The organism is Mycobacterium sp. NGS67, from assembly GCF_059812185.1.
In genome coordinates this window covers 121,353-139,480 of record NZ_JCALCF010000006.1, presented here as the reverse complement: position 1 = coordinate 139,480, position 18,128 = coordinate 121,353, and the positions used below count along the sequence as shown (strand labels likewise).

The following is an 18,128-nucleotide window of genomic DNA, read 5'->3' as shown; positions in this document are numbered from 1 at the left end:
TGGCTAAACTCCGCGCCAAATGGCCGAGTCGACAGCCGGCACCGATACTTGGACGCATGGTCGAGGTCTCAGACACCGCTTTAGAGCCGATCGGCGACGTCCATCGGACCGCGTTGGGTCGCGAGGCGACCGAGCCGATGCGCGCCGACATCAGGCTGCTGGGCGCCATCCTCGGTGACACCGTGCGCGAGCAGAACGGCGAAGAGATCTTCGACCTCGTGGAGCGGGCCCGGGTGGAATCCTTCCGGGTGCGACGCTCGGAAATCGACCGCGCCGAGGTGTCGCAAATGTTCGACGGCATCGACATTCACCAGGCCCTGCCCGTCATCCGCGCGTTCACCCACTTCGCGTTGTTGGCCAACGTGGCCGAAGACATCCACCGCGAACGTCGCCGTAGCGTCCACGTCGCCGCCGGGGAGCCGCCGCAGGACAGCAGCCTGGCGGCGACCTATCTGAAACTCGAAGAGGCTCAACTCGATTCGCAGACGGTGGCCGACGCGCTGCGGGGGGCGCTGGTGGCTCCGGTGATCACCGCCCATCCCACCGAGACCCGCCGGCGCACCGTCTTCGTCACCCAACACCGGATCACCGAACTGATGCGGCTACACGCGGAAGGACACACCGAGACCGACAGCGGGCGCAGCATCGAACTCGAATTGCGCCGCGAGATCCTCACGCTGTGGCAGACCGCCATCATCCGGTTGTCCCGGTTGCAGATCAGCGACGAGATCGCCGTGGGTTTGCGGTATTACCCGGCCTCGTTCTTCGAGGTCATCCCGAAGGTGAACGCCGAGGTCAGGGCGGCGCTGCGGGCCCGCTGGCCGGACGCCGAGCTGTTGTCCGGGCCGATCCTGCGGCCGGGCTCCTGGATCGGCGGCGACCGCGACGGCAACCCCAACGTCACCGGCGAGGTGGTGCGGCTTGCCACCGGCAGCGCCGCTTACACCGCACTGGCTCATTACCTGGCCGAACTCGACCACCTCGAGCAGGAACTGTCGATGTCCTCGCGATTGCTCACGGTGACACCCGAACTCGCCGAACTCGCCGGCGGGTGCGAGGACAAGGCCCGCGACGACGAGCCCTACCGGCGGGCGTTGCGGGTGATCCGCTCCCGGTTGAGCGCCACCGCCGTCCAGATCTTGGACCGGGAGCCACCGCACCTGCTCGACCTGGGCCTACCGGCCTACGACGCGCCTGCCGAGTTGCGTGCCGATCTGGACATCGTCGATGCTTCGCTGCGCCGCCACGGCAGTGCGGTGCTGGCCGACGACCGGCTGGCGCTGCTGCGAGAAGCCGTGCACGTATTCGGATTTCACCTCAGCGGATTGGATCTGCGGCAGAACTCAGACGTGCACGAGGAGGTGGTGGCCGAACTGCTGGCCTGGGGCGGAGTGCACCCCGACTACGCCTCGCTCCCGGAAGAAGAGCGGGTGGAATTGCTGGTGACCGAACTGGGCACCCGGCGTCCTTTGGTGGGGGACCGGACGCAACTGTCCGATCTCGCGCGCAGCGAACTGGAGATCGTCGGCGCCGCCAGGCACGCCGTCCAAACCTACGGCCCCGCATCGGTTCCCAATTACGTCATCTCCATGTGCCGGTCGGTGTCGGACATGCTGGAGCCGGCGATCCTGCTCAAAGAAGTTGGCCTGCTGGACGCTTCGGGTGACGAACCGTACTGCCCGGTGGGTATCTCCCCGCTGTTCGAGACGATCGACGACCTGCACAACGGCGCGTCGGTGCTGCAGTCGATGCTGGAACTCCCACTCTACCGGGCCATGGTGGCGGCCCGCGGCGACGAGCAGGAGGTGATGCTGGGCTACTCCGACTCCAACAAAGACGGCGGATACATGGCCGCCAACTGGGCCGTCTACCGTGCCGAGCTGGCCTTGGTCGAAACGGCCCGCGACAACGGAATCCGGTTGCGGCTCTTCCACGGTCGCGGCGGCACGGTGGGCCGCGGTGGGGGCCCGAGCTACCAGGCCATCCTGGCGCAGCCGCCGGGGGCGGTGAACGGGTCGCTGCGGCTCACCGAGCAGGGCGAGGTGATCGCGGCCAAATACGCCGAACCCCGTACCGCCCGGCGCAATCTGGAGAGCTTGGTGGCCGCGACCCTGGAGTCCACGCTGCTCGACGTCGAGGGGCTCGGTGACCGCGCCGAGCCCGCCTACGCAGTGATGGACGAGATAGCCGACCTGGCGAAGCGGGCATACGCCGAATTGGTGCACGACACAGAGGGTTTCGTCGAATACTTCAAGGCGTCCACGCCGGTCGGGGAGATCGGTTCGCTGAACATCGGCAGCCGGCCCAGCTCGCGCAAACCCACCGAGTCCATCGCCGACCTCCGCGCCATCCCGTGGGTACTGGCTTGGAGTCAGTCGCGGGTGATGCTGCCCGGCTGGTACGGCACCGGCACGGCCTTCGAGCAGTGGATCGGCGCCGGGCCGGAAAGCGAAGAGGACCGGCTTGCGGTGCTGCACGAACTGTATGAACGGTGGCCGTTCTTCAGCAGTGTGCTGTCCAACATGGCGCAGGTGCTGGCCAAGAGCGATCTCGGGCTGGCCGCCCGGTATTCGGAGTTGGTGGACGACGAAGCGTTGCGGCGCAGGGTGTTCGACAAGATCGTCGACGAGCATCGCCGGACCATCGCGATGTACAAGCGCATCACCGGCCAGGACGACCTGTTGGCCGACAACGCCGCGCTGGCGCGTTCGGTGTTCAACCGGTTTCCGTATCTCGAGCCGCTCAATCACCTTCAGGTGGAACTGCTCCGGCGCTACCGCTCGGGTGAGGACAACGAATTCGTGCAGCGCGGAATCCTGCTGACGATGAACGGTTTGGCCAGCGCGCTACGGAACAGCGGCTGAAACGGCGGCTCACCCCGGAGCGTCAGACTGAACAAGGTGCTCACGACGCGGTGCGGCGGCGGGCTCGGCGCGCAGTGACTTCCATTTTGGTGTTGATCGGTTCGACGGCCGCGGCCAGGCGCGGATAGGCGATCGCCGGCCCGACCCAGCGGGCCAGGAAGCGGCGCAATTCAGCCGGACCGCGCGAATCACGTTCGGTGAGAAACGAATACAACACGCGGATGCTGAACTCGGAAAGTTCGTCCAGCGCCGCTTCGTCGAAACCGTGTGCCTCCCAATCGACGTCGAACCTATGCAACATGGAGCGACTGAACGTCAACGCGGTGTCGGAGGCCAGCGAGGTGGTGACCTTGCCGCCCGGCCGGTTCGTCAGGATGAAGTTGATCCGCTGGTCGTCGGCCAGCGTCTCCACGGCGAATGCCATGCCTTCGACGATCGCGTCGACCGGTTCGGTCAATCCGCGCACGCGCGCGGCCAGTCGCTCCAGGAATCCGTCGCCGGAGCGCATGGAGGTGGTCAGGATGAGCTGTTCGGCATTGGGGAAATAGCGATACACGGTCTGGCGCGTCACGCCGAGTTTTCGCGCCACATCGGCGATGCGCAGCGAAGGACCGCGTTCGACGAGCAATTGTTCGGCTGCGTCGAGGATTCGGCTGATCGCTTCTTCGTCAGATGCCGGGGTATCGCCTGACCACCCGTGGCTACGCATCGCTACCCAGCCGCTTCTGCAGACATATCCGGATCATAAAGGGTGCTGTCGCCTGCGACTTGAGTCGTTGACTCAGCGCAGAATCATCACGTTCTAGTGGACGGTGCGATTCCGCAGCCGGTCCAGCACCCCGCGCATCACGTGCTCGGTCGCGTTGATCGGCGTCATCATCGTCTCGCCCCAGCTGACGATGTTGTCCATCCGCTCGAGAATGGCTTCCACCGGCTGCAGCACTCCCAGCAGGCGTTTCGCCAGATCGTCGAGGCTGGACAGGGTGCGGTCCAGATGGTTGAGGGCGTCTTCCATCCGTTCCACGGTGGTGTTGAGCGCCTCCAGCGACGTGTTGAGTTGCTCGAGGGAACTGCTGAGCCCGTCGAGGACATCCTCCACCTGCTCTACAGTCTTGTCGGCATTCAACGCCGCTTGGGTAAGCGTCTTCACCCTTTGCCTAGCGGGCGGGCGGCCACCGCTTCTGTCTGCCATGTTGGTCATTATTACCAGCTGGCCAGTCAGCTTCCTACCCTCGGGAGAGTTTGCTCGCGGCGCCCTCGTCGAGTAGCCACAGCGTAGCCTCGCGACCGACGGCCCCGGCGGCCGGCAGCGACACCGGTTCGGCACCGCCGATCGCCGTCGCCACCGCGTCGGCTTTGCCTTCCCCCGACACCATCAGCCAGACCTCGCGGGAACGCTGAATTGCGGGCAACGTCAACGTGATTCGCAGCGGCGGCGGCTTGGGGCAGTCTTCGACCGCGACCACCATGCGGTTGGTCTCGCGCACCGCCGGAGTGTCCGGGAACAGCGAGTTGACGTGGCCCTCGGGTCCCATTCCCAGCAGGTGGACGTCGAAGGTGGGTGCCGGTTCTCCGTCGGTGGCGTTGGCGGCCAGGATCTGCTCGTAGGCCAGGGCGGCGGCGTCGATGTCGGAACCGAATTCGCCGTCGCCGGCGGCCATCGGGTGCACCTGGCTGGCCGGGATCCCGACGTGGTCGAGGAGCGCCTCGCGGGCCTGTTTCTCGTTGCGTTCGTCGTCGTCCTCGGCGACGTAGCGCTCGTCGCCCCAGAAGACGTGCACCTTCGACCAGTCGATCTGTCCGTCCCGGGTCGCCAGATAGCGCAGCAGCCCGATCCCGTTGCCGCCGCCGGTCAGCACGATCAGGGCCTGACCGCGCGCCGCTACCGAGTCCTGCACGACTTTGATCAGCCGCTCGCCGGCGGCTTCGACGAGCTTGTCGCCGTCGGCAAACGTCTGGATTTCGGTGCTCATGCGTACTGCACTTTCTTGATGCCCTCCAGTGCCGACAGATAGATCTCGTCGGCGTCGAGTCGGCGCAGGTCTTCGGCCAGACATTCCCCGGTCACCCTGCGCGGCAACGGGACCAGTGCGTCGGGCTTGGCGGTGCGGCTCAGGGTTGCGGTCGTTCCGTCCTGCGGGCGGCTGAGCGAGATCGTCTCGCTGTCACGCACCAGTTCCACCTTGAGGTCGCCGACCTCACGGCGCACCGGACCGTCGATGCGGCTGGCGAGCCAGCCGGCCAGCACATCGAGCGCGGGTTCGGTACGTAACCCGGAGATCAGCGCCGATTCGATCGGTTCGTGCGGCGGCAGATCGACGGCTGAGGTCAGCAGCGCTCGCCAGTAGGTGATGCGGCTCCACGCCAGATCGGTGTCCCCGGCGGTGTATCCGGCCAGCCGGCTCTTGATCGCCGACAACGGGTCGGCACCGTTGGTGGCGTCGGTGATGCGACGAATCGCCAACTTGCCCAATGGGTCTCGAGCCGGCACTGCCGGGGCGATGTCGGGCCACCAGGCCACCACCGGGATGTCGGGCAACAGGAAGGGGACGACGACGCTGTCGGCGTGACCGGACAACGCACCGGACAGACGCAGGATCAACACCTCACCGGCACCCGCGTCGCGACCCACCCGGATCTCGGCATCCAAGCGTGGCTTGTCCGCGTACGGGTCTCCGCGCATGGCCACGATGATCCGGCTGGGGTGTTCGTGGCTGGCGTCGTTGGCGGCCTGGATGGACTCTTCCAGTACGGCGTCGCTGTCGGGCGCGATGATCAGTGTCAGAACCCGGCCCATCGTGACGATGCCGGCCTCTTCGCGAAGCTGGTCCAGCTTCTTGTTGATCGCGGTCGTGGTGGTTTCCGGTACGTCGACGATCATCTGCGCCGCTTCCCTCCGCGAGCCGGTGGTGCCTGCATCGTCGCGGCGCGGATCACGGCCGCCGCCATTCCCGGCCGGTGCGGCGCAGCATCTCGAACGCCGAATCCGGACCCCAGGTGCCGGCCTCATAAGGATCGGGTTTGCCGTGGGCTGCCCAGTTGTCGAGCACCGGATCGAGTATCTGCCAGGCCAATTCGACCTCTTCGTTGACCGGGAACAGCGACGGCTCACCGAGCAGCACGTCGAGGATGAGCCGCTCGTAGGCCTCGGGTGACTCTTCGGCGAAAGCCGAACCGTAGGAGAAGTCCATGTTGACGTCGCGGACTTCCATTGCGGTGTCAGGGACTTTGGACCCGAACCGCAGGGTGATGCCCTCGTCGGGCTGCACCCTGATGACCATGGCGTTGGCTCCGAGCTCGTCGGTCATGGTGGCGTCGAACGGCAGATGCGGGGCGCGCTTGAACACCAGGGCTATCTCGGTGACCCTGCGGCCGAGGCGCTTTCCGGTGCGTAGGTAGAACGGCACCCCCGCCCAGCGGCGGGTATCGACCTCGAGGGTGATCGCGGCGAAGGTCTCGGTGGTGGAGTCTTTGGCGAACCCCTCCTCCTCGAGCAGGCCGACCACCCGTTCCCCGCCCTGCCACCCGGCGGTGTACTGGCCGCGGCTGGTGGTCTCGTCGAGGGGTTCGGCCAGCCGTACCGCCGAGAGCACCTTGATCTTCTCCGTCTGCAACGACTGCGGGGTGAAGCTGACCGGCTCTTCCATCGCGGTCAGCGCGAGCAGTTGCATCAGGTGATTCTGGATCACGTCGCGGGCGGCGCCGATGCCGTCGTAATAGCCTGCGCGACCGCCCAATCCGATGTCTTCGGCCATCGTGATCTGCACATGGTCCACATAGTGCGCATTCCAGATCGGGTCGAACAACTGGTTGGCGAAGCGCAGCGCCAGGATGTTCTGCACCGTCTCCTTGCCGAGGTAATGGTCGATGCGGAAGACCGCCTCCTCGGGGAAGACCGCGTTGACCGACTTGTTGAGGTCCTGCGCGCTTTCCAGGTCGTGGCCGAACGGCTTCTCGATCACCACCCGGCTCCACTGGTCACCGTGCGGGCGGGCCAGTCCGGACTTGTGCAGTTGATCGCACACCACCGGAAACGATTTGGGCGGGATCGCCAGGTAGAACGCGTGATTGCCGCCGGTGCCCCGATCGGCGTCCAGCTTCTCCAGGGTCTCGGCCAGGCGCGCGAAGGCGTCGTCGTCGTCGAAAGTCCCAGGGACGAACCGGAATCCCTCGGAAAGACGGTCCCAGTTCTCCTGCCGGAAGGGGGTGCGACAGTGTTCCTTGACGGCCTTGTACACGACGTCACCGAAATCCTGGTGGCTCCATTCGCGGCGCGCGAAACCGACCAGAGAGAAGGTCGGCGGCAGCAGGCCGCGGTTGGCCAGGTCGTAGATCGCCGGCATCACCTTCTTGCGGGCCAGGTCGCCGGTGACCCCGAAGATCACCATGCCGCACGGACCGGCGATGCGGGGGAGCCGTTTGTCCCGCTTGTCGCGCAACGGGTTCTGCCATTGCGCGGCTTCGGAGCGGGTCATTTGTCGGCGGAGTCCAGCTGCTTCTGCGTCTCCTCGAGCAGTTCCTTCCAGGAATCCTCGAACTTCTCCACACCTTCGTTCTCCAGCACGACGAAGACGTCGTCGAGGTCGATCCCGATCTCGTCGAGCTTGTCGAACACCTGCTGCGCCTCGGAGGCGGTGCCGGTGACCGTGTCGCCCTTCACCTCCCCGTGGTCGGCGACGGCGTCAATCGTCTTCTCCGGCATGGTGTTCACCGTCTTGGGGGCGACCAGCTCGGTGACGTAGAGCGTGTCGGAGTAGTCCTCGTTCTTGACTCCGGTGGATGCCCACAGCGGGCGCTGCACCCGGGCGCCGTCGGACTTGAGCGCCTCGAAACGCTCACCGCCCTCGAACACCTCCTGGTACGCCGCGTAGGCCAACCGCGCGTTGGCAACCGCGGCCTGACCGAGCAACTTGCGCGCGTCTTCGGAGTCGATCTTCTCCAGCCGCTTGTCCACTTCGGTGTCCACCCGGGACACGAAAAACGATGCGACAGAGTGGATCTTGGACAGGTCGTGGCCAGCCTGCCTGGCCTTCTCCAGTCCGTCCAGGTAGGCGCCCATCACCGCGCGGTAGCGCTCGACCGAGAAGATCAGCGTGACGTTGACCGAGATGCCTTCGGCCAGCGTCGCGGCGATCGCGGGAATGCCCGCTTCGGTGGCCGGAATCTTGATCAGCAGGTTGGGCCGGTCGACGATCTTCCACAACTCGATCGCCTGCTGGGTGGTCTTGTCGGTTTCGTGCGCCAGCCTCGGGTCCACCTCAATGGACACCCGCCCGTCGACACCGTCAGAGGCCTCCCACTGCGGCCTCAGCACGTCGCAGGCGTTGCGCACGTCGTCGGTGGTCACGGTGCGGATGGTGGCGTCGACGTCGGCGCCGCGCTCGGCCAGTTCGGAGATCTGGTCGTTGTAGGTGTCGCTGTCCGCCAATGCCTTCTGGAAGATGGACGGGTTGGTCGTCACCCCGACGACACTCTTGGTGTCGATCAGTTCCTGCAGGTTCCCGGACTTGATCCGGTCCCGCGACAGATCGTCCAGCCACACCGACACCCCTGCGTCGCTCAGTGCGGCGAGGTTTGGATTCTGGGTCATCTTCAATCACCTTTTCTCAGTTATCGAGCGCTTCTTCCGCGGCGGCAGCGACGGCTTCCGCTGTGAAGCCGTACTCACGGAACAACGTCTTGTAGTCAGCGGACTCGCCGTAGTGCTCGATCGACACGATCTTGCCGGTGTCACCGACCAGCTTGTGCCAGGACTGCGCGACTCCGGCTTCGACCGCCACCCGGGCCGAGACCGTCGGCGGCAGCACGCTGTCGCGGTAGTCCTGCGGCTGGGACTCGAACCACTCCACACACGGCATCGACACCACCCGGGCGAGAATGTCCTTGTCCGCCAACAATTTCTGGGCAGCCACGGCGAGCTGCACCTCCGAACCGGTGCCGATGAGGACGACGTCCGGTTCCTCGTCGCCCGGGTCGCCGACCACATAACCGCCCCGGGCGACCCCGTCGGCGCTGGTGCCTTCCAGGATCGGGACGTTCTGCCGGGTCAGTATCAATCCCACCGGGCCGCTGCCGTTGCCCCGCGCCAACACGGTGCGCCACGCGTACGCGGTCTCGTTGGCGTCGGCGGGGCGCACCACCGACAGGTTCGGGATGGCGCGCAGCGCCGACAGGTGCTCGATCGGCTGGTGGGTCGGGCCGTCCTCACCCAGGCCGACCGAGTCGTGCGTCCACACGTAGATGGTGTCGATGTCCATCAGCGACGCCAGTCGCACCGCCGGGCGCATGTAGTCGGAGAACTGCAGGAACGTGCCGCCGTAGGCCCGGGTCGGCCCGTGCAGCACGATGCCGGACAGGATCGATCCCATCGCGTGCTCGCGGACCCCGAAATGCAGCGTCCTGCCGTACCAGTCCGCGTCGTAGTCCTTGGTCGAGATCGACGGCGGCCCAAAGGATTTGGCGCCATCAATGGTGGTGTTGTTGCTGCCCGCCAGGTCGGCCGAACCGCCCCACAACTCCGGCAGCTTCGGTCCGACCTTGTTCAGCACCTCGTTGGAGGCTTTGCGAGTGGCGATGTCGTCGTCACCGGCATCCCAGTGCGGCAGATCGTCGTCCCAGCCGTCGGGCATCTCCTGCGCGGTGAGCCGGTCCAGCAGCGCCTTGCGCTCGGGTTCGCGCTCCGCCCAGGAATCGAAGTCGGTCTGCCACTTCTCGTGGGCTTCCTTGCCGCGGTCCACCAGCTTGCGGGTGTGGGCGATCACCTCGTCGCGGACCTCGAAGTTCTTCTCCGGGTCGAAACCGAGGATCTTCTTGACCTCGGCTACTTCGTCGTCGCCGAGCGCCGCGCCGTGCGCCTTGCCGGTGTTCATCAGGTTGGGTGCCGGGAAGCCGATGATGGTGCGCAGCGAGATGAACGACGGCCGGCCGGTCTCGGCCTTGGCGTTGGCGATGGCTTCTTCGATGCCGACGACGTTCTCGCCGCCCTCGACTTCCTGCACGTGCCAGCCGTAGGCGCGGTAGCGGGCGGCGGTGTCCTCGCTGAGCGCGATGTTGGTGTCGTCCTCGATGGAGATCTCGTTGCGGTCGTAGAAGACGATCAGGTTGCCCAGCTGCTGGACTCCGGCCAGCGACGAGGCTTCCGAGGTCACCCCTTCTTCGATGTCGCCGTCGGAGGCGATCACGTAGATGAAGTGGTCGAACGGGCTGGTGCCTGGTTCGGCGTCCGGGTCGAACAGGCCGCGCTCGTAGCGCGCTGCCATCGCCATGCCGACCGCGGAGGCCAACCCCTGACCGAGCGGGCCGGTGGTGATCTCCACGCCCTTGGTGTGCCGGAACTCCGGGTGCCCCGGTGTCTTGGACTTCCAGGTGCGCAGCGCCTCGATGTCGTCCAGTTCCAGACCGAATCCGCCCAGGTAAAGCTGCAGGTAGAGGGTCAGGCTGCTGTGTCCGGCCGACAACACGAACCGATCGCGGCCCAGCCAGTGGACGTCGCTGGGATCGTGCCGCATGGCCCGCTGAAACAGCGTGTAAGCCAGCGGAGCCAGGCTCATCGCCGTCCCGGGATGCCCGTTACCGACCTTCTGAACGGCATCGGCGGCCAGCACGCGGATCGTGTCGACCGCGGCCGAATCGATCTCGGTCCAATCGTCGGGGTGGTGCGCTTGGGTAAGGGCGGAGATCTCTTCGGTAGTGGTCAATTCATTCCTCAGTTCAGTGCACAGGCCGGTGTGGTCAAACTGATCAATCCCACCCTAGTGCGGGATCGTGGGTCGTTGCAGGTCCCAGATTTGGGTGTACCCGGGTGGGACCTCTGTGAAAATATCGCGTCGGGGGCAAAAGCGGCCGAACCGACCCTGCGGGCCAGTGGTCGGGCGTGCGCGGTCTACCATCGTGCGTAGTAGAAGCTGCGCGCGGCTGCGATTTCACCGAGGAGTTAATGCGTGAGCGTTCGCGGGCATGTCGCGCCCGGCCGGACATCAAGCCGGTTACGGGGACGGGTAACCGGCACCATGCTGGCCTATCTGGCGTTGACCAAGCCGCGTGTGATCGAGTTGCTGCTGGTCACCGCGATACCGGCGATGCTGCTGGCGCACCGCGGCACCGTCGACCCGCTGCTGATCCTCAACACGCTGGTCGGCGGGATCATGGCCGCCGGCGGCGCCAACACGCTGAACTGCGTGGCCGACGCCGACATCGACAAGGTGATGAAGCGGACCGCGCGACGGCCGCTGGCCCGGGCCGCGGTGCCGACCCTTCATGCCCTGATTTTCGGGTTGGCGCTGAGCGTGGGCTCGTTCTTCTGGCTCTGGTGGACCACCAACCTGCTTTCGGGTCTGCTGGCCGTGGCCACCATCGCGTTCTACGTGTTCATCTACACGCTGCTGCTCAAGCGGCGCACCTCGCAAAACGTGGTGTGGGGCGGGGCGGCCGGCTGCATGCCGGTGATGATCGGCTGGTCGGCGGTCACCGGCACCATCGGTTGGCCGGCGCTGGCGATGTTCGCGGTGATCTTCTTCTGGACGCCGCCGCACACCTGGGCGCTGGCGATGCGGTACAAGGAGGACTACAAAGTCGCCGGGGTGCCGATGTTGCCGGCCGTGGCGACCGAGCGTCAGGTCACCAAGCAGATCCTGATCTACACCTGGCTGACGGTGCTGGCGACGCTGGCGCTGGCGCTGGCCGCCGGCTGGCTCTACGCGGGGGTCGCCGTGGTGGCCGGGGTGTGGTTCCTGGCGATGGCCCACCAGTTGTACTCGGGGGTGCGCGGTGGCGATGAGATCAAGCCGCTGCGGCTGTTCCTGCAGTCGAACAACTACCTCGCGCTGGTGTTCTGTGCGCTTGCCGTCGACTCGGTGATCGCGCTGCCCACGCTGTTCTGATTTTTCCTTCCGCGAGGGCGCCCAAATGTACGCCGAAACCCGACAATCCTGGCATTTTGGGGACGCTCGACGCTCAGGGCAGCAGCACGATCGAGCCGCTGGTCTTGCGGCCCTGTAGGTCGGTGTGCGCACGCGCGGCCTCGGCCAGCGGATAGCTCCCGCCGACCGTGACCCGGACCGCACCGCTGCCGATCACGTCGAACAGTTCGGCGGCGCGCCGACTGAACTCCGGTCCGGTGCGGATGAAGTGGGCCAGCGACGGCCGAGTCAGATACACCGACCCGGCGTAGTTGAGGCGCTGTGGGTCGAACGGCGGCACGGGACCGCTGGCGGCCCCGAACAATGCCAGCGTCCCGCGCACGGCCAAGCTGGCCAGGCTCGCGTCGAAGGTGCTCGCGCCCACGCCGTCGTACACCGCGGCCGCGCCCGCGCCGTCGGTGAGTTCGCGCACTTGGCGGCCGAATGCGTCGGCGTCCTCGGGGTAGGGGAGCACTTCGGCCGCGCCCGCCTCCCGCGACAACCGCTCCTTTTCCGGGGTCGACACCGTGGTGATCACCCGCGCGCCCAGCGCGGTGGCCCACTGGGTCAGGATCAGTCCCACACCCCCCGCGCCGGCATGCACCAGCACGGTGTCTCCGCTTTGCACCGGGTACACCGACTTCACCAGGTACTGCGCGGTCAGCCCCTTGAGCAAGACCGACGCGGCGACATCAGAGGCGATCCCGTCGGGCACCTTCGCCGTCAAAGAGGCTGGCGCAGTACAGAATTCGGCGTAACCACCGTTGGCCGACGCGCTCACCACCCGGTCGCCCACCGCGATGCCGTCTCCCGCGCCCGGGCCCAGGTCGACCACCGTCCCGCACACCTCGGACCCGAGCACGAAGGGCAGTGGACGCGGGTACTGGCCGGAGCGGAAGTAGGTGTCGATGAAGTTGACGCCGATAATTTCGGACTCGATCAGCAGCTCACCCTGACCGGGCTCGGGCTGGGGCAGTTCGGTGTAGTTCAGAACTTCGGGGCCACCGGTTTCGCCGACTTCGATCGCGCGCATGAGAGATATCATGCCCGGGCATGAAACTAGCCCGACCGGACGTCTTCCATCCGCGCATCGTGCTGGCGGGTCGCCGGCACGGTGACGACGCGGGTCTGGCGGCCGCGCTCCGACAACGCGGCTTGCACGCCCGGTGGTTGTCCTGGGACGACCCGGACGTCGCCGATGCGCATCTGGTGATCCTGCGCGACACCCCGGACTACGCGGAGCGCCTGGACGAGTTTCTGGCCTGGACGGTCCGCGTGCAGAACCTGCTCAACCCGCCCGCCGTCGTCGCATGGAACGCCGACCGGCGCTACCTGGACGATCTGGCGCACCAGGGCGTGCCGACCGTGCCGGGTTCGCAATGGGCGCCCGGCGCGACCGTGCCCAGCGACGGCCACGTGTTCGTCGGCCCCGCCGTCGGCAGCGGGACGCGGCGATTCAGCGATCCCGCCGAGGCGACCACCTACCTCGCCGAGCAACCCGAGACCGTCTTCGTGCAGTCCGCTTCGGGGCCGGAAACAGTGCTGATCTTCGTCGGCGGCAAACCCTCGCATGCGTTCATCACCAGGGACAACGGCCTACACCACGGGGAGGCCGACTTCGGACTCTGGGATGTCGGTGCCGCCGCTCTGGACGTCGCGCCCGGGGACTTGCTCTACGGGCGGGTCCATCTGGTCGGCGACCGGGTCCTGGAATTGCAGCTAATCGACCCGCCGCTGGGCTGGCTGCGGCTGGACGTCCGCACCCGCGACCTGGCCCAACGGGAATTCGCGCTGGCCGTCGAATCGGCCTGCGAGCGCCTCGGTTTGGGCCCGTTCTCGCATCGACGCCCATAACGCCGCGGTGGCCGCGGTGCATGCCGCCGCACCGGCGACGTGGATAGCGACCAGCACCGCGGGCACTCCGTTGTAGAACTGGGCGGTACCCACGGCGGCCTGGGCGAAGACCAGCGCCAGCAGCACGCCGAGCCGCCGCATGGTGGCCCGGCCCGCGTGTAGCGCCGCCAGTCCGAAGCCCAGGCCCACCAACAGCGACAGGTAGGACACCAGCAACGACGAGTGCAGGTGCACCAGGGTGGTGATCTCGATCTCGAGTCGCGGCACGGTGCGGCTGGGGCTCTTGTCGCCGGCGTGCGGGCCGGCCGCGGTCACCAGCGTGCCGGTGACCAGCACCGCGGCCAGATTCACAGCGCTGAGCACGGTGAGCATGCGCAGCGGCTTGGCAACCGGGTGATGCGCCTCGCCGTCGTCGGGTTCGCCGACCTTGACGAAGAGCAGCACCGACAACCACACCATCGTCATCGACGCCAGCAGATGGATCGCCACCGTCCACCACAGCAATCCGGTCCGTACGGTGATGCCGCCGATGACGGCCTGCACGACCGTCGAGGCCGGCATCAGCCAGGCGTAGAACAGCACCTCACGGCGCCGACGAGCCCTGGTGACGGCCAGCACGGCCAGCGCGGCGGTGACGACCACGGCAAAGGTGACCATCCGGTTGCCGAATTCGACGGCCTGGTGGATGCGGGGGACCTCGGCGTGCGCGACGGGGGTGAAGCTGCCCGGGAAGCACTGCGGCCAGGTGGGGCAGCCCAGGCCCGACGCGGTGACCCGAACAATCGCACCCGTGACGGCGATGCCGCCCTGGGTCAAGATCACCGCGGCCGCGATCAGCCGCTGGACACGCAGACTCGGCTCGGGCAGCTTGTCCACCACCCGGAGCAACGCTTGTCCGACAGCCACCGCCCGATCGTATCGACAACTACGTCACGTAGTAGAAGCGGCTCCGGGTTGCAGGCCCACTCAGGTGAAGCGGAACCACCGCCGCGCCGCCACCGCGGCCACGGCGCCCCAGGCGGCCAGGACCGCGATACCGAACCAGTCCACCCGCAGGCTCATCGCCTGCGACAGCGCCTCGGTCAATGCCCCGGACGGTGTCACCCGCGCCGCCCACTTGATCGCCGTCGGGACGACGTCCGTCTCGAGGGTCAGCGCGCCGAACCCGGCGAAGACGAACCACAACAGGTTCGCCAGCGCCAGCACGATCTCGGCCCGCAACGTTCCGCCGAGCAGCAGGCCCAACGCGGCGAAGGCCGAGGTGCCCAGCCCGATCACCACCGCGCCCAGTGCCAGCGCCGCCGGTGCCGGTCGCCATCCGACCGCAAAACCTATGCCGCCCAAGATGATTGACTGCAAGAGCACGGTGAAGACCACGGCCAGCGACTTGCCGGCGATGATGCCCCACACCGGCAGCGGGGTCGCTCCGAGCCGCTTCAGCGCGCCGTAACGGCGGTCGAAGCCGACCGCGATCGCCTGCCCGGTGAACGCGGTGGAGATGACGGCGAGCGCCATGATGGCCGGCACGAACACGTCGGCGCGGCGCGGACCGAAGGAACCCAACGGCAGCAGCGTGAGCCCGACGAGCAGCGTGATCGGGATGAACATCGTCAACAACAACTGCTCGCCGTTGCGCAACAGCAGCTTGGCCTCCAGATTCGACTGCGCGGCCAGCATCCGGGACACGGGGCTGGGCCGCGGGTCCGGGGTGAAGGTGCCGACCGGGAACGCATCAGCACTCATGACCGCAACCTCCTGCCGGTCAGGTCCAGGAAAACGTCCTCGAGGCTGCGTTGTTCGACGCGCATGTCGGTGGCCAGCACGTCGATCTGGGCGCACCAGGACGTGACCGTCGCCAGCACCTGGGGTCCGACCGGGCCGGCCACCAGGTACTCGCCGGGGGACAGCTCGCTGGCCTGGTAGTCCTCGGGCAGCGCCGAGGACAGCAACGAAAGATCGAGTCGCGGCGGCGCACTGAACCGCAGCTGGTTCTTCGCGCCGCTGCGCATCAGTTCGGCCGGGGTACCGGATGCGACCGTTTCGCCGTGGTCGATGATCACCAGCCGGTCGGCCAGTTCCTCGGCCTCCTTGAGCTGATGGGTGGTCAACACCACGGTGACCCCGTCGCGGCGCAGCGCGTCGATCAATTCCCACACCAGCAGCCGCGCGTGCGCGTCCATCCCGGCGGTGGGTTCGTCGAGAAACACCAATTCGGGTCGGCCGACCAGGGCGCAGGCCAGCGCGAGTCGTTGCTGCTGCCCGCCGGAAAGCCGCTTGTAGGTGGTGCGGGCGGCTTCGGTCAGGCCCAGGATGTCCAGCAGCCAGGCCGGGTTCAGCGGGTCGGCGGCGTAGGAAGCCACCAGTTCCAGCATCTCGCCGGCCCGCGCTGCCGGGTAGCCGCCGCCGCCCTGCAACATCACCCCGATGCGGGGCCGCAGCCGCGCGTTGTCGGCGATCGGGTCCAGTCCCAACACCTCGATGGTGCCGCCATCCGCGCGCACGAAGCCCTCGCACATCTCGACGGTGGTCGTCTTACCGGCGCCGTTGGGACCCAACAGCGCGAACACCTCGGCGGCATGCACGTCCAGATCGAGACCTGATACCGCCTGGACGGACCCGTACCTTTTGGACACCCCGCGTAGCCGCAAAACAATTTCGCGGTCTTGGGGGACTGAGCTCACGTGGAATCAGCGTAGGCGTCGGGCGTCGTGGCTGCTTCCGAGGGCCGGTTTGAGGTGGTTGGACTCCCCACAGTCTCGGCGACTTCGGGCGAGGGTGCGCGGTCTTCGTCCTCATCCGGCAGCGGTCGCCACGGCAGCCGGTGATAGGTCAGCGAAATGAGCAACACCACGATGAAAGCGCTGGCCAGCGTCGCGTCGACGATCTGGAACAGCGCGAAACGGTCGCCGTTGGCGGTGGGTCCGAAGATGCCGACGACCAACGTGATGGCGATCGCGGCGGCCCGAAAGCCGGTGCGGGTCGCCCAGGCGGCCAGCGGGATGATCGCCCACAGCAGATACCACGGCTGCACGACGGGAAACAGCAGCACCGTCAGGCCCAGCGCCACGCCCAGTCCGCCGATCGGGTGCAACCTGCCGCGGAAGACGGCCAGCAGCAGCCAGCAGACGATCACCATGATCAGCAACACGCCGATCCCACGGGTCAGCGACAGGATCGCGGTGGTGTGATCGCCCAGGCCCAACAGGATGCCGACCTGCCCGGTGCCCAGCGCCAGCAGCGTGGGCGGCGACATCCAGCTGCGCACCACGTTCGCGGTGCCCAGGGTGTAGATCCAACCGAATCCGAGCCCGCTGGCCGAGCCGACGAGCCCCATCACGGCCAGCGCCAACCCCGCCATCGCAGAGCTCGCCACCAGCAGCGCCTTGAGGGTGCCGCCCCACCGGTAGGCCAGCGCCCCGGTGACAAAACCCAGCGCCAGCAGCGACGGCAATTTCACCTGAGAGGACAGCACGATCAGGATCGACCCGCCGACCAGCATCCCCAGCGGCTCCCAGTCCGGTCCTAACCGCCACGACGCGGGTTTGAGGCGGTCGGCGTCCAGGCCACGCAGCGCGAATTCGGCGCCGGTCAGCATCAGCCCCAGCATCAGGGCCTCGTTGTGGATGCCGGCGACCAGGTGCATGAACAGCAGCGGGTTGGCCGCGCCCAGCCACAACGCGCTGACTTCGGCCACCCCGCAGCGCCGCGCCAGCCGTGGCGTCGCCCACACGATCAGCGCCACACCCAGCAGCACCACCAACCGGTGACAGAGCACGGCTGCGACGATGTTCTCCCCGGTCAGCGACGAGATGCCGCGTCCGATCCACAGGAACAGCGGACCGTAGGGCGCCGGCGTCTCGCGCCACAGGCTGGGCACCGACAGGGTGAACACGTGGCCCAGGCCCAGCCCGGAGGCAGGCCCCACCCGGTATGGGTCCAGTCCTTCCAACGAGATCTGGCTCTGCGCCAGGTAGGAGTAGACGTCCTTGCTGTACATCGGCGGAGCGATGAGCAGCGGCAGCATCCACAACACCAGGGTGCGGTCCAACTCGCCACGCGACATTCGCCGCTTACCGGAGGCGAACCGGCCCAGCATCAGCCAGGCGAGTGCCATCATCACCGCACCGGTGGTGGTCATCGTCAGCGAGACCGTCTGGATGCGGGAAGGCAGATTGAGCAGCCGAACCCCGAAAGTGGGGTCCTGCACGACCGGTCTGGCGCCGTCACCCAGCGCTCCGATCGCCATCAGGACGGTGCCCGTGGCACCGAACAGCCGGGTGCGTTTGAGTGCGGACAGTTCGGTGGCGTTGAGTGGCTTGCCGACGGTCTGCTCGTCGCCGTGCAGCGCGGCGATCGACGAGCTCAACGTGTGGTGGCGGCCTGCCATGCGAGCAGCGTAGCCCCGGCGACGACGCGGGCTGTTGGATGCGGCCCGTGGAGGAGCGGGGCCATTGGTGTAGCCCCGGCGACGACGCGGGTTGTTGGCCTCGTCACGTAAGGGGACCCTTGCTGG

Annotated in this window: 14 protein-coding genes and 1 pseudogene; 3 read left to right on the top strand and 12 right to left on the bottom strand. The window is 67.2% G+C overall.

The features are described from left to right. The first annotated feature begins 56 nt into the window (after nt 1–56). Nucleotides 57–2,864, top strand: coding sequence for a phosphoenolpyruvate carboxylase (ppc, locus tag AC5Y4D_RS07410; protein ID WP_500036877.1), 2,808 nt, complete (start codon nt 57–59; stop codon nt 2,862–2,864). Between the two features lie 40 nt (nt 2,865–2,904). On the opposite strand, the gene AC5Y4D_RS07405 is transcribed toward ppc, so the two are convergent. From AC5Y4D_RS07405 to tkt, 7 genes are all read right to left on the bottom strand, one after another. Then, nucleotides 2,905–3,573: a TetR/AcrR family transcriptional regulator gene (locus AC5Y4D_RS07405; protein WP_500036876.1), complete on the bottom strand. Its 669-nt coding sequence runs from the start codon at nt 3,571–3,573 to the stop codon at nt 2,905–2,907. Nucleotides 3,574–3,666: 93 nt separating this feature from the next. Continuing rightward, entirely contained in the window at nt 3,667–4,065 is a 399-nt protein-coding gene (locus AC5Y4D_RS07400; protein WP_499944534.1) for a plant Invertase/pectin methylesterase inhibitor family protein, read from the bottom strand. A gap of 25 nt (nt 4,066–4,090) precedes the next feature. Then, a complete protein-coding gene (gene pgl, locus AC5Y4D_RS07395; protein WP_500036875.1) occupies nt 4,091–4,837 on the bottom strand; it encodes a 6-phosphogluconolactonase in 747 nt (248 codons plus the stop codon). Continuing rightward, entirely contained in the window at nt 4,834–5,745 is a 912-nt protein-coding gene (gene opcA, locus AC5Y4D_RS07390) for a glucose-6-phosphate dehydrogenase assembly protein OpcA (RefSeq protein ID WP_500036874.1), read from the bottom strand. Before opcA ends, pgl begins: the two co-directional genes overlap by 4 nt. 52 nt (nt 5,746–5,797) lie before the next feature. Then, nucleotides 5,798–7,339: a glucose-6-phosphate dehydrogenase gene (zwf, locus tag AC5Y4D_RS07385; RefSeq protein WP_500036873.1), complete on the bottom strand. Its 1,542-nt coding sequence runs from the start codon at nt 7,337–7,339 to the stop codon at nt 5,798–5,800. Then, a complete protein-coding gene (gene tal / locus AC5Y4D_RS07380; RefSeq protein WP_500036872.1) occupies nt 7,336–8,454 on the bottom strand; it encodes a transaldolase in 1,119 nt (372 codons plus the stop codon). The genes zwf and tal overlap by 4 nt, the downstream gene beginning before the upstream one ends. Nucleotides 8,455–8,470: 16 nt before the next feature. After that, nucleotides 8,471–10,561 (bottom strand): transketolase, encoded by a 2,091-nt coding sequence (tkt, locus tag AC5Y4D_RS07375; RefSeq protein ID WP_500036871.1) that lies wholly within the window; start codon nt 10,559–10,561, stop codon nt 8,471–8,473. Between the two features lie 243 nt (nt 10,562–10,804). Between tkt and AC5Y4D_RS07370 the strand changes: the two genes are divergently transcribed. Continuing rightward, nucleotides 10,805–11,743 (top strand): heme o synthase, encoded by a 939-nt coding sequence (locus AC5Y4D_RS07370; protein ID WP_500036870.1) that lies wholly within the window; start codon nt 10,805–10,807, stop codon nt 11,741–11,743. Nucleotides 11,744–11,816: 73 nt separating this feature from the next. Here AC5Y4D_RS07370 and AC5Y4D_RS07365 read toward each other — a convergent pair whose 3' ends face one another. Then, on the bottom strand, nt 11,817–12,794 hold the full coding sequence (locus AC5Y4D_RS07365; protein ID WP_500036869.1) for a quinone oxidoreductase family protein: 978 nt from the start codon (nt 12,792–12,794) through the stop codon (nt 11,817–11,819). A gap of 20 nt (nt 12,795–12,814) precedes the next feature. Between AC5Y4D_RS07365 and AC5Y4D_RS07360 the strand changes: the two are divergent. Further along, nucleotides 12,815–12,994: pseudogene (locus tag AC5Y4D_RS07360) on the top strand (DcsG N-terminal domain-containing protein); the annotation flags it as partial. Nucleotides 12,995–13,480: 486 nt separating this feature from the next. On the opposite strand, the gene AC5Y4D_RS07355 reads toward AC5Y4D_RS07360, so the two are convergent. The 4 genes from AC5Y4D_RS07355 to mptB form a co-directional block, all read right to left on the bottom strand. After that, nucleotides 13,481–14,494, bottom strand: a complete 1,014-nt coding sequence (locus tag AC5Y4D_RS07355) for a COX15/CtaA family protein (protein ID WP_500036909.1) — start codon at nt 14,492–14,494, stop codon at nt 13,481–13,483. A gap of 87 nt (nt 14,495–14,581) precedes the next feature. Next, a complete protein-coding gene (locus AC5Y4D_RS07350; RefSeq protein ID WP_500036868.1) occupies nt 14,582–15,358 on the bottom strand; it encodes an ABC transporter permease in 777 nt (258 codons plus the stop codon). Then, on the bottom strand, nt 15,355–16,296 hold the full coding sequence (locus tag AC5Y4D_RS07345; RefSeq protein ID WP_500036867.1) for an ABC transporter ATP-binding protein: 942 nt from the start codon (nt 16,294–16,296) through the stop codon (nt 15,355–15,357). Before AC5Y4D_RS07345 ends, AC5Y4D_RS07350 begins: the two co-directional genes overlap by 4 nt. After that, nucleotides 16,293–18,002 (bottom strand): polyprenol phosphomannose-dependent alpha 1,6 mannosyltransferase MptB, encoded by a 1,710-nt coding sequence (gene mptB, locus AC5Y4D_RS07340; protein ID WP_500036866.1) that lies wholly within the window; start codon nt 18,000–18,002, stop codon nt 16,293–16,295. The genes AC5Y4D_RS07345 and mptB overlap by 4 nt, the downstream gene beginning before the upstream one ends. Between the last annotated feature and the right edge of the window lie 126 nt (nt 18,003–18,128).

Bases quoted from the DNA above. Each gene is read 5' to 3' on its own strand.
- ppc (WP_500036877.1), top strand. From the start codon at position 57: ATGGTCGAGGTCTCAGACACCGCTTTAGAGCCGATCGGCGACGTCCAT.
- AC5Y4D_RS07405 (WP_500036876.1), bottom strand. From the start codon at position 3,573: ATGCGTAGCCACGGGTGGTCAGGCGATACCCCGGCATCTGACGAAGAA.
- AC5Y4D_RS07400 (WP_499944534.1), bottom strand. From the start codon at position 4,065: ATGACCAACATGGCAGACAGAAGCGGTGGCCGCCCGCCCGCTAGGCAA.
- pgl (WP_500036875.1), bottom strand. From the start codon at position 4,837: ATGAGCACCGAAATCCAGACGTTTGCCGACGGCGACAAGCTCGTCGAA.
- opcA (WP_500036874.1), bottom strand. From the start codon at position 5,745: ATGATCGTCGACGTACCGGAAACCACCACGACCGCGATCAACAAGAAG.
- zwf (WP_500036873.1), bottom strand. From the start codon at position 7,339: ATGACCCGCTCCGAAGCCGCGCAATGGCAGAACCCGTTGCGCGACAAG.
- tal (WP_500036872.1), bottom strand. From the start codon at position 8,454: ATGACCCAGAATCCAAACCTCGCCGCACTGAGCGACGCAGGGGTGTCG.
- AC5Y4D_RS07365 (WP_500036869.1), bottom strand. From the start codon at position 12,794: ATGCGCGCGATCGAAGTCGGCGAAACCGGTGGCCCCGAAGTTCTGAAC.
- AC5Y4D_RS07350 (WP_500036868.1), bottom strand. From the start codon at position 15,358: ATGAGTGCTGATGCGTTCCCGGTCGGCACCTTCACCCCGGACCCGCGG.
- mptB (WP_500036866.1), bottom strand. From the start codon at position 18,002: ATGGCAGGCCGCCACCACACGTTGAGCTCGTCGATCGCCGCGCTGCAC.